General features: G+C 70.9%; 11 protein-coding genes and 1 pseudogene. 7 read left to right on the forward strand and 5 right to left on the reverse strand.

The window, feature by feature from the left end; all coding sequences use genetic code 11:
* Positions 1 to 11: 11 nt before the first annotated feature.
* Together BM085_RS21870 and BM085_RS21875 are read right to left on the reverse strand one after the other, a co-directional pair.
* Positions 12 to 1,148, reverse strand: a complete 1,137-nt coding sequence (locus BM085_RS21870) for a hypothetical protein (protein ID WP_093888794.1) — start codon at positions 1,146 to 1,148, stop codon at positions 12 to 14.
* A complete protein-coding gene (locus BM085_RS21875) occupies positions 1,141 to 1,716 on the reverse strand; it encodes an RNA polymerase sigma factor (protein ID WP_093888795.1) in 576 nt (191 codons plus the stop codon). The genes BM085_RS21870 and BM085_RS21875 overlap by 8 nt, the downstream gene beginning before the upstream one ends.
* Before the next feature lie 205 nt (positions 1,717 to 1,921).
* Between BM085_RS21875 and dnaK the strand changes: the two genes are divergently transcribed.
* The 6 genes and pseudogenes from dnaK (at position 1,922) to BM085_RS21905 (ending at position 9,589) form a co-directional block, all read left to right on the forward strand.
* Entirely contained in the window at positions 1,922 to 3,793 is a 1,872-nt protein-coding gene (gene dnaK / locus BM085_RS21880) for a molecular chaperone DnaK (protein ID WP_093888796.1), read from the forward strand.
* Between the two features lie 28 nt (positions 3,794 to 3,821).
* Complete coding sequence (gene grpE / locus BM085_RS21885; protein ID WP_093888797.1) at positions 3,822 to 4,403, forward strand: nucleotide exchange factor GrpE; 582 nt, start codon at positions 3,822 to 3,824, stop codon at positions 4,401 to 4,403.
* Between the two features lie 28 nt (positions 4,404 to 4,431).
* Positions 4,432 to 5,622, forward strand: coding sequence for a molecular chaperone DnaJ (gene dnaJ / locus BM085_RS21890; RefSeq protein ID WP_093888798.1), 1,191 nt, complete (start codon positions 4,432 to 4,434; stop codon positions 5,620 to 5,622).
* Positions 5,623 to 5,624: 2 nt separating this feature from the next.
* Positions 5,625 to 6,127: pseudogene (locus BM085_RS47440) on the forward strand (heat shock protein transcriptional repressor HspR).
* Positions 6,128 to 6,139: 12 nt separating this feature from the next.
* Positions 6,140 to 8,722: an ATP-dependent chaperone ClpB gene (gene clpB, locus BM085_RS21900; RefSeq protein ID WP_093888799.1), complete on the forward strand. Its 2,583-nt coding sequence runs from the start codon at positions 6,140 to 6,142 to the stop codon at positions 8,720 to 8,722.
* Positions 8,723 to 8,833: 111 nt separating this feature from the next.
* The gene (locus BM085_RS21905; RefSeq protein ID WP_143121011.1) at positions 8,834 to 9,589 is read left to right on the forward strand and encodes a hypothetical protein; all 756 of its coding nucleotides are present in this window, start codon (positions 8,834 to 8,836) and stop codon (positions 9,587 to 9,589) included.
* A gap of 99 nt (positions 9,590 to 9,688) precedes the next feature.
* On the opposite strand, the gene BM085_RS21910 is transcribed toward BM085_RS21905, so the two are convergent.
* Positions 9,689 to 10,228 carry a hypothetical protein gene (locus BM085_RS21910; RefSeq protein WP_012887293.1) on the reverse strand — a complete coding sequence of 180 codons (540 nt, stop codon included), beginning with the start codon at positions 10,226 to 10,228 and terminating at the stop codon, positions 9,689 to 9,691.
* A 169-nt stretch (positions 10,229 to 10,397) separates the two neighbouring features.
* Here BM085_RS21910 and BM085_RS21915 point away from each other — a divergent pair, with 169 nt between their 5' ends.
* Positions 10,398 to 11,084: a hypothetical protein gene (locus BM085_RS21915; protein WP_143121012.1), complete on the forward strand. Its 687-nt coding sequence runs from the start codon at positions 10,398 to 10,400 to the stop codon at positions 11,082 to 11,084.
* Here the strand turns inward: BM085_RS21915 and BM085_RS21920 are convergent.
* Together BM085_RS21920 and BM085_RS21925 are read right to left on the reverse strand one after the other, a co-directional pair.
* Complete coding sequence (locus BM085_RS21920; protein ID WP_093888802.1) at positions 11,060 to 11,707, reverse strand: TetR/AcrR family transcriptional regulator; 648 nt, start codon at positions 11,705 to 11,707, stop codon at positions 11,060 to 11,062. The two genes, BM085_RS21915 and BM085_RS21920, sit on opposite strands and share 25 nt — an antisense overlap.
* 31 nt (positions 11,708 to 11,738) lie before the next feature.
* A complete protein-coding gene (locus BM085_RS21925; protein WP_093888803.1) occupies positions 11,739 to 13,556 on the reverse strand; it encodes an SDR family oxidoreductase in 1,818 nt (605 codons plus the stop codon).
* Between the last annotated feature and the right edge of the window lie 15 nt (positions 13,557 to 13,571).

Consider the following 13,571-nt stretch of genomic DNA (forward strand, 5'->3'; position numbering starts at 1 on the left):
TACCGGAGGGGTCAGCGGCAGACGCCGCCGGCCTTCACGCGGCGGCAGCCCGGGGGGAGCGTGGGCCGCTCATCGGTCCAGCCCATCTTGTCGACGACCACGTAGTGGGCCACGGTGCCCTTCGGGAACCCGCCTTCGGCGTCCGTCGTGACGGACCTCTCGGCCATGCCCTCACCGGTCCGAGGGTCGAGGAGGATCTCTTGCGTGATCGGCACCATACGGGTGCCCAGCTGGAAATACCCCTTGGTCCCGAGGTCGATGGCGATGGCGGGACGGCCCAGCGGATCGCTGTCCTCCCGCGCCACCTCGGCCCCGGGCTGCTCCACGTACAGGCGCAGCAGCGCCGCCCGGAGTCCGGGACTGGCCGGTATGACCGTCATATCGCGCACGGCCGCCTTGAGGAACTCCTCCCAGGACCGTTTGAGGCCCCGCTTCTGCTCGGCCTTGCGGTAGCCCTCAAGGCGCTCCCGCAGCCGCGCCGGATCGGTCGGGAGGGCGTCCAACTCGGCGATGGTGAGACCTCCCAGGCCAGGGTCGGGGACGTCTCCTATGATCCGGTACTCGCGTCGCGACCGCTTGTCGGCGAGGGTGATCGAAGGGCAGGGAAGGGAAGAAGAGCTCTCGCACTCGGGCAGGCGCCAGCGGTCAGGCGAGCCCTGCTTCTGCCAGATCTTCTCGTCCCGCGGTGTGTCCGGCCGGATGCCGGACGACTCCGTCTCCTGGACGTACAAGGCTCCCGGCTTCCGCGGTGTCCACTGTCGCATCTCCCCTCCGGACGCGATCCAGTAGCGCGTGGGTCCGGTGCCGACCAGATACCGGCGGACGCGAGTCCCCTGGACGCGCCAGTAGGCGCCGGTCCCGGGTGAGAGCTTCTCCACCCTGTCCGCGAGTTCCCGGAGCAGGTGCTCACCGGTCTTCGGTGTCTCCAGCACCGGGAGCGGCGGCGAACCCAGAAGGGTCGCGGCCAGCGCGACCGCGGTGATGACGGCGGTGGTGGCCACGGAGGCTCCAATGATCAGTGTCCAGGAGGGGTGACGGCGGCGCCGTACCTCGTGGGTGGTCAGGCGGGCGCGGGCGCGGGCGACGGCCTCGGGTGTGGGTGGCGGGGCGTCCGGCAGGGCGGACGACAGCAGGGTGATCTCATCCATCTCCGGCCTCCAGCGGGTTGACGTCGCCCAGTGCTTTGCGTAGCTGCTTGCGGGCGCGGTTGAGCCGGGACGCCACGGTCCCGTAGGGGATGCCGAGCGCGGTCGCCACCTCGGCGTGGGCGAGCCCGCCGAGCGCGACGAGCAGGACGACATCGCGGTCGCGCTTGGCCAGACCTGCCAGCGCCCCCGCGAGTCGGCCGGTCACCTGCCCGGCGGCGACCCTGGCGGCCACGGCGTTCTCGTGGCTGTCCACCTGACCCGCCGCCTCGGTCCGGCTGAGCGCCTTCCAGCGGCGCACCTCGCTCCGCCGGTGTTTGGCCAGCAGGTTGGTGGCTATGCCGTACAGCCAGGGACGGACGCCGCCCCGTGCGGCGTCGAAGCGTTCGCGTTCGCGGAAGGCGACGAGGAAGGTGTCGGCCGCGATGTCGTCGGCGGCGTCGGTGTCCAGGCGGCGGGCGACGTAGCGGTGGATCTCGGCGAAGTGGGCGTCGAAGACCCGGTCGAAGTCGTCGCGCGGCGACCACTCACCGGTCCCGGGCCCGAGCCCGAGATCGGGGGAGCCGATCATGTCTCGGCTCCCGGACCGGGATCAGGGGGAGCGATCATGCGTGCTCCTTCGTTGGGAGACAGGGAACGCCTCCTGTTTCCCGGAAACCGGGAATGCTTTCACGCCTCACAGGGTTGAGCGACATAGACTCAAGTCGTTTGACAAACGTCACACGAGGTTCCAGTATGAGTCTGACCGACTCAACTTTGACTACAAGGACGTACTCATGGCACGTGCGGTAGGTATCGACCTGGGGACGACCAACTCCGTCGTCTCGATCCTCGAGGGCGGTGAGCCCACCGTCATCGCCAACGCGCAGGGCTCGCGGACCACGCCGTCCGTGGTCGCCTTCGCCAAGAACGGCGAGGTCCTCGTCGGTGAGGTCGCCAAGCGGCAGGCCGTCACCAACGTGGACCGCACGATCCGCTCGGTCAAGCGCGAGATGGGCACCAACTGGTCCGTCGAGATCGACGGCAAGAAGTTCTCCCCGCAGCAGATCAGCGCCTTCGTCCTGCAGAAGCTCAAGCAGGACGCCGAGGCCTACCTGGGCGAGAAGATCACCGACGCGGTGATCACCGTCCCGGCCTACTTCAACGACGCCCAGCGGCAGGCGACGCAGGAAGCCGGCACCATCGCCGGCCTCAACGTGCTGCGCATCATCAACGAGCCCACCGCGGCGGCGCTCGCCTACGGCCTCGACAAGGAGAAGGACGAGACCATCCTCGTCTTCGACCTCGGCGGCGGCACGTTCGACGTGTCCCTGCTCGACGTCGGCCAGGAGGACGGCCACGGCTTCGTCGAGGTCAAGGCCACCAGCGGCGACAACCACCTCGGTGGCGACGACTGGGACCAGCGCGTCGTCGACGAGCTCGCGACCCGGTTCAAGAACGCCCACGGCGTGGACCTGACCAAGGACAAGATGGCCCTCCAGCGCCTGCGCGAGGCGGCGGAGAAGGCCAAGATCGAGCTCTCCAGCCAGTCGGAGACCTCCGTCAACCTGCCCTACATCACCGCCTCGGCCGAGGGCCCCCTCCACCTGGAGGAGAAGCTCACCCGCGCCGAGTTCCAGCGGATCACCGCCGACCTGCTCGAGCGGTGCAAGGGCCCGTTCAACCAGGTCGTCAAGGACGCCGGGATCAAGATCTCCGACATCGCCCACGTGGTGCTCGTCGGCGGCTCGACCCGCATGCCCGCGGTCGCCGAGCTCGTCAAGGAGCTGACCGGCGGCCAGGAGCCCAACAAGGGCGTCAACCCGGACGAGGTCGTGGCCATCGGCGCCGCCCTCCAGGCCGGCGTGCTCAAGGGCGAGGTCAAGGACGTCCTGCTGCTCGACGTGACCCCGCTGTCGCTGGGCATCGAGACCAAGGGCGGCATCTTCACCAAGATCATTGAGCGCAACACCACGATCCCGACCAAGCGCTCCGAGGTCTTCACCACGGCCGAGGACAACCAGCCGTCGGTGCAGATCCAGGTCTACCAGGGCGAGCGCGAGATCGCGGCCTACAACAAGAAGCTGGCCACCTTCGAGCTGACCGGCATCGCCCCGGCGCCGCGCGGCATCCCGCAGATCGAGGTCACCTTCGACATCGACGCCAACGGCATCGTCAACGTCTCCGCCAAGGACCTCGGCACCGGCAAGGAGCAGACGATGACCATCACCGGCGGCTCCGCGCTGCCGAAGGACGACATCGAGCGCATGATGCGCGAGGCCGAGTCCTACGCCGAAGAGGACAAGAAGCGCCGCGAGGACGCCGAGACGCGCAACAACGCCGACTCGCTCGTCTACCAGACCGAGAAGTTCCTCGGCGAGAACGCCGAGAAGGTCCCGGACGACATCAAGAACGAGGTCAACGAGGCGCTCGCCGAGCTCAAGAAGACGCTTGAGGGCACCGACTCGGCCGAGATCCGCACCGCGGCGGAGAAGCTCGCCACCGTCAGCCAGAAGATGGGGTCGGCGATCTACGCCCAGGCGCAGGGGTCCGAGGCCCCGGCCGGCGCCCCCGGCGCGGAGAACACGGCCGGCCAGGAGTCCGATGACAACGTGGTCGACGCCGAGATCGTGGACGACGAGCCGAAGCGCGAAGACGGCAAGAAGTGACGGCGGGAGAGCCGAGGGGAGCGCAAGCGTGAACACGCGTGAGAACGGTTCCGGGGAGGAGCCGGTGATCCGCGACAACCGCAAGATCGATCCGGAGACGGGCGAGGTGCGCGAGACGGTCAAGGAGCAGGCCGACCAGCCTGCTCCGGCCGCCGACCTGGCCTCGATCGAGCTGGCCACCCAGCTCGCCGAGCGCACCGCGGACCTGCAGCGTCTCCAGGCGGAGTATTCCAACTACCGCAAGCGGGTCGAGCGGGACCGGACCGCGGTCAAGGAGCAGGCGGTGGCCGGCGTGCTGGCCGAGCTGCTGCCGGTTCTCGACGACATCGGCCGGGCCCGTGACCACGGAGAGCTCACCGGCGGCTTCGCCAAGGTGAGCGAGTCGCTGGAGACGGCCACCGGGAAGCTGGGACTGAGCTCTTTCGGCGCCAAGGGCGAGCCTTTCGACCCGACGGTGCACGAGGCGCTCATGCACAGCTACTCCCCCGACGTCGCCGAGCCGACCTGCGTGGAGATCCTTCAGTCCGGTTACCGGATCGGCGAGCGGGTGCTCCGCCCGGCGCGGGTCGCGGTCGCCGAGCCCGAAGAGCCCTCGTCAAACGACAACTGATACCCCCATATCAAAGAAGGAACGGACGATGAGCACCAAGGACTACCTGGAGAAGGACTACTACGCCGTCCTTGGTGTGCCCAAGACCGCCACCGCCGAAGAGATCAAGAAGGCGTACCGGAAGCTGGCCAGGCAGTACCACCCGGACGCCAACCAGGGCAGCACGGAGACCGAGGCCAAGTTCAAGGAGGTCTCCGAGGCCTACGACGTCCTGTCCGACACCAAGCGCCGCAAGGAGTACGACGAGGCGCGGACGCTGTTCGGATCGGGACTCGGCGGTTACGCGGGAGGCGGGGGGGCTTCCCGTGGGGGCGGGTTCCCCTTCGACCTGGGTGACCTGTTCGGCGGCACCAACCAGCAGCAGAGCGGGGCCGGGGAGCGCATCGGCGACCTCTTCGGCGGCATATTCAACCGGGGCGGCGCCGGCCGCGCCGGCGGGACGGCCACCACCAGGGCCCGGCGCGGCCAGGACATCGAGTCGGAGGTCACGCTCTCGTTCGGCGAGGCCGTGGACGGCGCCACCGTCTCGCTCCGCCTCACCAGCTCCTCGGCCTGTACGGCGTGCTCCGGCACCGGCGCCAAGGCCGGGACCACCCCGCGGGTCTGCCCGACCTGCGAGGGCACCGGCGCGGCCAGCCGCAACCTGGGCAACTTCGCCTTCTCCGAGCCGTGCCGCGACTGCAAGGGCCGCGGCCTGCTGGTGGACGACCCGTGCCCGGTGTGCGAGGGGAGCGGGCGGGGTAAGAGCACCCGTACGATCCAGGCGCGCATCCCGGCCGGGGTGGGCGACGGCCAGCGCATCAAGCTCAAGGGCAAGGGCGCGCCCGGCGAGAACGGCGGTCCGGCCGGTGACCTGTACGTCCAGATCCACGTCAAGCCGCACCCGGTCTTCGGCCGGACCGGCGAGAACCTGACGATCACCGTGCCGGTCACCTTCACCGAGGCCGCGCTCGGCGCCGAGATCAAGGTGCCGATCCTCAAGGGGTTGCCGGTCACGCTGCGCATCCCCGAGGGGACCCCGAACGGCCGCACCTTCCGGGTGCGGGGCAGGGGTGTGTCCCGCAAGGACGGCACCAAGGGCGACCTGCTCGCCACGGTCGAGGTCCTGGTGCCCCAGCAGCTCGAGGACAAGGCACGCAACGCCCTGGAGGAGTTCCGTGACGCCACGGCGGGCGGTGACCCCCGGGCCGACCTCATCCAACAGGCCAGAAGCGAGTAGCCATGGAAGCCAACTACTTCGATCTGTCGGACGACACCCCCGTCTACGTGATCTCGGTGGCCGCCCAGCTCTCGGGTCTGCACCCGCAGACCCTCCGGCAGTACGACCGCATCGGCCTGGTCAGTCCGGGCCGCACGTCGGGGCGCGGGCGCCTCTACTCCACCCGCGACATCGTGATGCTCCGCGAGGTCCAGCGGCTCTCCCAGGAGGAGGGCATCAACCTCGCCGGCATCAAGCGCATCCTGGCGCTGGAGACAGAGGCCCTGCGCCTGCGCGACGAGAACCACCGCCTGCGTGCGGAGATGGCGATGATCCGCGCGCTGATCCAGTACCAACTGCCACCCGCCTGACGCCACGGAGGCCGGGGGGCGAGCCGCGACGCGCGACGTCGCAATCGACACGCCAGAGCGCACCGGTGGCCGTCACTCACGGAGCGCGGGAACCAGGCGGACCCGCGACCGGTGAGGGCACCCGTCACCGGCGCTCCAGCCGCCGAACGGAGTAAGGGCAGACAAGCATGGACTACAAGCTCACCCAGAAGAGCCAGGAAGCGGTCTCCTCCGCCATCAGGCGCGCCGCCGCCGAGGGCAACCCGGAGGTCGCCCCGGCTCACCTGTTCACCTCGCTGCTCGGCCAGACCGGCGGCACCGCCGTACCTCTGCTGGAGGCCGTCGGCGCCGACTGGAAGCAGTTGCGCACCGAGGCCGAGCGGCAGCTCGCGGCACTGCCGAAGGCGCAGGGCGCCACGGTCGGCGCCCCGTCGAGCTCACGGCAGCTGCTCACGGTGCTGAACACCGCGGCCCAGCGGGCCCGGCAGCTTGAGGACGAATACGTCTCGACCGAACACCTGCTGGTCGGCCTCGCCGCCGACGGCGGCCCGGTCGCCGAGCTGCTCAAGTCGCGCGGAGCCACCCCCAACACCCTGCTCGACGCGTTCGAGAAGGTGCGCGGGCACGCCCGGGTGACCAGCGAGACGCCCGAGGACACCTACCAGGCGCTGGAGAAGTACGGCGTCGACCTGACCGAGCGGGCCAGGGCGGGCAAGCTGGACCCGGTGATCGGCCGCGACTCGGAGATCCGCAGGGTCATCCAGGTGCTCAGCCGCCGGACCAAGAACAACCCGGTGCTCATCGGGGAGCCCGGCGTCGGCAAGACCGCCGTGGTGGAGGGCCTGGCCCAGCGGATCGTCGCCGGCGACGTGCCCTCCAGCCTGCGCAACAAGCGCCTGGTCGCGTTGGACCTGGGCGCGATGGTCGCCGGGGCGAAATACCGCGGCGAGTTCGAGGAGCGCCTCAAGGCCGTGCTCAGCGAGATCAAGGAGAGCGACGGCCAGGTCGTCACCTTCATCGACGAGCTGCACACCATGGTCGGCGCGGGCGCCGCCGAGGGCGCGATGGACGCGGGCAACATGCTCAAGCCCATGCTCGCCCGGGGCGAGCTGCGGATGATCGGCGCGACGACGCTGGACGAATACCGCGAGCGCATCGAGAAGGACCCCGCCCTGGAGCGGCGCTTCCAGCAGGTCTACGTGGGCGAGCCCACGGTCGAGGACACCATCGCGATCCTGCGCGGCCTCAAGGGCCGCTACGAGGCGCACCACCAGGTCCAGATCGCCGACAGCGCGCTCGTGGCCGCCGCCTCCCTCTCCGACCGCTACATCACCTCCCGGTTCCTGCCGGACAAGGCGATCGACCTCATCGACGAGGCCGCCTCCCGGCTGCGCATGGAGATCGACTCCCGTCCCGTGGAGATCGACCAGCTCCAGCGGAACGTCGACCGGATGAAGATGGAGGAGCTCGCGCTCGCCAAGGAGACCGACGAGGGCAGCATCCAGCGGCTGGAACGGCTCCGCAAGGAGCTCGCCGACCGTCAGGAGGAGCTCAACGGCCTGGTCGGGCGCTGGGAACGGGAGAAGGCCGGGCTCAACCGGGTCGGCGACCTGAAGAAGAAGCTCGACGAGGTGCGCGGCGCCGCCGAGCGGGCGCAGCGGGACGGTGACTTCGAGGCCGCCTCACGGCTGATGTACGCCGAGGTGCCCAAGCTGGAGGCCGAGCTCGCCGAGGCCAGCGCGGCCGCCCAGCCCGATGACCCGATGGTCAAGGAGGAGGTCGGCCCGGACGACATCGCCCAGGTCATCTCCTCGTGGACCGGCATCCCCTCGGGACGCCTGCTGGAGGGGGAGACCGCCAAGCTGCTCCGCATGGAGGAGGAGCTCGGCAGGCGGCTGATCGGCCAGAAGGAGGCCGTCCAGGCCGTCTCCGACGCCGTACGGCGGGCACGGGCGGGCATCTCCGACCCCGACCGGCCGACCGGCAGCTTCCTGTTCCTCGGCCCCACCGGCGTCGGCAAGACCGAGCTGGCCAAGTCGCTGGCCGACTTCCTGTTCGACGACGAGCGGGCGATGGTCCGCATCGACATGAGCGAGTACGGCGAGAAGCACAGCGTGGCGCGTCTGGTGGGGGCACCGCCCGGATACATCGGCTACGAGGAGGGCGGCCAGCTCACCGAGGCCGTGCGGCGCAGGCCGTACACCGTGGTGCTGCTGGACGAGGTAGAGAAGGCCCACCCCGAGGTCTTCGACATCCTGCTCCAGGTGCTCGACGACGGGCGGCTCACCGACGGGCAGGGCAGGACCGTCGACTTCCGCAACGTGATCCTGATCCTCACCTCCAACATCGGCTCGCAGTTCCTCGTGGACCCGAAGCTGGACAAGGACACCCAGCAGAAGGCCGTGATGGACGCGGTCAGAAACTCCTTCAAGCCGGAGTTCCTCAACCGGCTCGACGACGTGATCCTGTTCGAGGCGCTCGGCGTGGAGGAGCTGTCCAGGATCGTGGACCTGCAGGTGACGCACCTGGCCCGGCGGCTGGCCGACCGGCGTCTCACGCTGACCGTGACCCCGGCGGCGCGCGACTGGCTGGCGCTGACGGGCTACGACCCGATGTACGGCGCGCGGCCGCTCCGCCGCCTCGTCCAGTCGTCGATCGGCGACAAGCTGGCCAAGGAGGTGCTGTCCGGCGAGGTCCAGGACGGCGACGAGGTCCTGGTGGACCTCGACAAGACGAGCGACACCCTGGAGATCGGCCCCGTGAGGGCCTGACCACCGGCCGGGTAAGGGCTTGACCAGCATTGGGTTAAGCCCACCCCTCGGCAGACCCCCGCTGTTACCTTCGGCAGTCGTCGGACTACCGAAAACAACAGGGGGACGTGAATGTCTAACACATCACGGCACATCCAGGGGCTCCTCGCGGTGGCGGCGCTCACGGCCGGTGTGAGCTGGCTGGCGGCCGCTCCGGCGTCGGCCGGCGGCGTGTCCTGCCAGGGGCGGGAGATGGTGGAGCTGCTGGAGACGCCGGAGTCCGTGGCGACCGTCTGCGACGAGGCGGGCGACCTCAGGGCGTCCGCGACCGCCGGCAGGACGACGGTCCCCGCCCGGGGCGAGGGGCCCGCCTCCATGGAACGGCTCGCGCGGATCGCCGGCCTGCCCGGCCTCTCCCAGGCCTCGGCCGTGGTCAGCTTCGCCGACACGGCCGGCGTCGCGGCGGGCACCGGCACGCCCGCGCTGCCCGCCCTGCCCTCCGGGATGCCGGGCTTCCCCGGCCACTCCCCGGCCGGCACCCTGGCCACCGCGCCGGACCTGCCCGGCCTGCCGGGCACCCCGGGCACCGACCTCATCAGGTTCCCGGTCTCGGAGGTCCCGTCGGTCCCCCGCCTCACAGACCCGACCGGCGCGCTGTCCGGCGACGGCACGGCGCTGCCGCTGCCGCTGGAGGAGCCGGTCTCGGTGCAGGCGGTGACGGAGGACCTCCCCGCCGCGATCGAGCCGGAGGTCCCGGTGGTGCCGGTGGCTCCCCCCGCCGACGCCGCCCCGTCGAAGGTGACGTCGGAGGTGACGTCGGAGGTGGCGGAGGAGACCGCCGAGCTTCCGGCCCTGGACCAGGTGCTCCCGCAGCTCGGACTCGACTGACCGTCCGCGCAGGCGGGGCCGCGCCCGGGGGGACGCGGCCCCGCCTGTCGGACTCGCTCCGCAGCCCGGAACGGCCCGCGTCCCGACACGGCCGGGAGGTCAGTGCGACGCGTCGAGCAGGGCGTCGAGCTCGTCCTCCGGCAGGCCGAGGTCCACCCTGATCCGGTAGCGGGTGCGGAGCAACGCGGTGTATTCCCCGCTGCCCTCCACCGCCCCCTGGGCTCCCTCGGTGGCCCAGCGGTGGGCCTCCCGCAGGTCTCCGTAGGCGACCAGGGTCTCGGCGACCGTGAGCGCGGTGGCCGGGGTGACCTCGCCGTCGACCCGGATCGCCTCGATCACCTCCCGCCCCTCGTCCGGCTGTTCGAGCTCGAAGAGGGTGTCGGCGATTCCGGCCCGGGGATCGACGCCCACCTCGCCGCCGTCGTCCACCGCCCGCTGGAAGCAGTCGAGAGCGCGGGCGGGCTGTCCGGCCTGCCGCCACTCTTCCGCGGCGAGCACGAGGATCGCCGCCCGCGAGATGTCGCCGGATATGTATGCCCCTACCAGCGCTTCGAGCCGCCGGGCGAGGTCTTCGTGATCGTCGGCCAGGAGTGCCTGCTCAAGCAGCCGATCAAGCTGCTCATGTGTCACATGCGCCACATCGCGAGAGTACCGAGCGACGCTCGACTCCGCCCGCACAACGGCAGGTATTCCTTAAGTAACTCAATGTAAATGGTCAGCTACGGTGCGCGTGTTTTCGCAGGAAAACGGGCATATGGCAGGCGACTCCTGCTAGGGGACGCTACCGTGCGAAGGAGCTGCGATGGGCATGTCCAAGCAGACCACCTTCACCCTGACATTCCTGGTCGGTCTCTCCGTGCTCGTCCCGGGGTCTGCCGGATACCTCTCCGCCAAGATGGACGCCGTCCAGCGGGCCTACCGCGATCTCGTCTCCCTGGAGAGCCGGTTCCGCGAGGAGCAGCTTCTCGCGCCGGTCCCGGAGGAGCCGCAGATCCATACGATCGCCGTCCCGGCGATGCCCTGCGAGATCCCGCCGCTGTCCCAGCCGAAGCGGAAGAGGGCGCCCGCGCCCCCCGCGCTCATCCCCGTGCCGGTCGAGGCGCTGCCCGCCGAGACTCTCCCCGAGGCCCCCGCGCCGGCCGAAGGGCTGCGGATCGAGCCTCTGCCGGACGAGCCCGGCCCGGACCAGCCGGGTGAGGGCGGGAGCGGCGACCGGCGCCCCTTCGCCGAGCACGGGGACGAGGCCGGACGCCAGGTCGGACGCGAGTTCGGACGCAAGGTCGGGCGCGAGGCCGGGCGGCCGGACCCCCGGGACCAGATCGTCATCTCCGAGCGGAGCATGGTGGAGGAGGAGGCTCCGCTCCCGTCGGTGCCTCTCCGGAGGATCCCCTCGGGGACCGGGTACCCCGGGCCCGATCAGGCCGAGGCTTACTCCGGTTCCGATCAGGCCGAGGCTTACCCCGGGCCCGATCAGGCCGAGGCGCCGGCGAACTGACGGTTCAGGTAACCCCGGATCAGGCGCTTGGCCTCGGCCACGATCTCCGGGGCCCCGGCGGGATCGCGCCGGAAGGCGAGCTTGAGCACCGCGTCCCCGGCCTCGACCGCCACGAGGATGGCCAGGTCGAGCTCCTCGCTGTCGGTCAGGCCGTACTCCTGGAGGAGGAGCCCGCGCAGCCTGCCCGCGATCACCGTGTTGTTGTCGGCCATCCCGTCGAGCAGGTTGAGGTCGACCACGTCGCCGAAGTGCAGGGACCGGAACCCCGGCACGGTCCTGTGCATCTCCACGTACTCATCGATGATCGCGTCGACCGCGTCCCACCAGCCGGCGTAGTCCTCCCACAGGAAGCGCCTCCCGACCCGGGAGACGAAGCATTCCACGTGGCGCCGGGTGACCGCCTGGGTGATGGCCCGCTTGTCGGGGAAGAACTGGTAGACCGAGCCGATCGCGACACCGGCGCGTTCGGCGATGCGGGTGGTGGAGAGCGCGTCGTAGCCGACCTCGTCCAGCAGGTCGGCACACGCGTCGAGCATCCTTTCGACGCGCCGTGCGCTCCGTCTCTGGGTGGGCTGACGCCGCAGCGGAGCCTCTTCGGGCTCCTCGACAGGCAGGGGGGGCATCCCACCATCTTGCCCGTCCGGCCCCTCCGGGTCAGTCGCTATTCGGCAATCGCGAGATTTCCGCCGCCCCGGAGAGCCTGGCCAGGCGGCGCATGACGGCCGGGGAGATCCGCGAGAGCGCGTAACCGATCTTCCCTTCGGCGTTCACCGCGACGACCGGCCGGTTGCGGTGGACCGCCCGCAGGATGTGCGCGGCCACCCGCTCCGGCGGGTATCCCCGCTTGGTCAGCGCCCTGTCCGCTCTGGCGGCCGCGTCCTCGCGCGTCCGCGTCGCCGCGTCGCCGCCCACATAGGTCGCGTTGGCCGCGATCCCGGTGGAGACGAAGCCGGGGCAGACGGCGGTGACCCCGATCCCCTGCCCGGCCAGCTCCGCCCGCAGGCAGTCGCTGAGCATCTTCACCGCCGCCTTCGACGTCGAGTAGGCGGGGAGCGCCCTGCTCGGGGCGAACGCGGCGAGCGAGGCGATGTTCACGATGTGGCCGCCCTCGCCGCGCTCGACCATCTGGGCGGCGAACAGCCGGCAGCCGTGGATGACGCCCCACAGGTTCACGTCCAGGGTCCGCCGCCAGTCGTCGACCGAGTGGTCGAGGAACGGGCCGGCGACCGCGATGCCGGCGTTGTTGACCACGATGTCGGGCACGCCATGCTCGTCCCGGACGAGCTGGGCGAACCGCTCCATCTCCGCGACGTCCGCGACGTCCACCCGGTAGGCGTGCGCCGTACGCCAGGTCGCGGAGATGCCGTCGGCGGTGCGCCGGGCGGCGTCGAGGTCGATGTCGGAACAGATCACCTCGGCTCCGTGCGAGGCGAAGGCCCGCGCGGTGGCCCGGCCGATGCCGCCGCCCGCGCCGGTGACCACCACCAGCCGGTCCTCGTACGGCCCGCGCTCTCCCGTCCGGGCACGGCGCAACTCCCTGGACGGCCGCACTCCCCGGACGCCCTCCGTACCCTCGGCCTCCGTACCCTCGACGCCCTTCGCGTGCTCGGTCCCCTCCGCGTGCTCGACGTATTCGGCGAACTCGGCGATCATCCTGGCGATCACCTCGGGGTGGCTGCGCTGCGCCCAGTGCCCCGCGGCGATCCGCCGGTGCCACATGCGCGGCACCCAGGGGTGCAGGGAGGCCAGGAGCGCGGGCGAGACGAAGGGGTCGCGGGTGGTCTCGATGAGCTGGACCGGCGTCTCGACGACGGGCTCGGCGCGGGGCGTGCGGCGGGCGGTGAACATGTTCGCCCGGTAGAGGCCGAGGCCGTTCACACCGTCCTCGCGGAGGGTGTCCGCCGGATGGCCGGGGCGCGGGGCGATCCCCTCGGAGATCCGCATGGTCCGCTCCAGGACGCCCGGCATCACGGTGCGCCAGGCCAGTTCGGGCGCCACCGGGGCCTGGAACACCCCGATGTACCAGGACCGCAGGAGCTGCCCGGCGACCTCGATCCGCCGGCCGTGCCGCAGGAAGTGGGCGGCCTGGTCCAGCCCGGGGCCTCCGAAGGAGGTGAAGGAGGTGACGCGCTCCTTGATCTCCGGCCGGCCGATCAGCTCCCAGCCCTGGATGGAGCCCCAGTCGTGCCCCACGAGATGCACGCCCGGCTTGCCCACCGCATCGAGGACGGCCGCCATGTCGGCGGCCAGGTGGTCGTAGGCGTAGTCCCCGCCGTCGCGCGGGGCGCCGGACCGCCCGGCCCCCCGGACGTCGTAGCGGACCACGTGGAAACGGTCCCGCAACAGGGCGGCGACCTCGTCCCAGACCCGGTGCGTGTCGGGGTAGCCGTGCAGCAGCAGGACCGTGGGAGCGGCCGGGTCTCCCTCCTCGAACAGCGCCAGCCGTACGTCACCGGACCTGACCCATCGCACTGCGGCCTCCTGTTG

This window comes from Streptosporangium canum (assembly GCF_900113865.1).
GTDB classification, from domain to species: Bacteria; Actinomycetota; Actinomycetes; order Streptosporangiales; family Streptosporangiaceae; genus Streptosporangium; species Streptosporangium canum.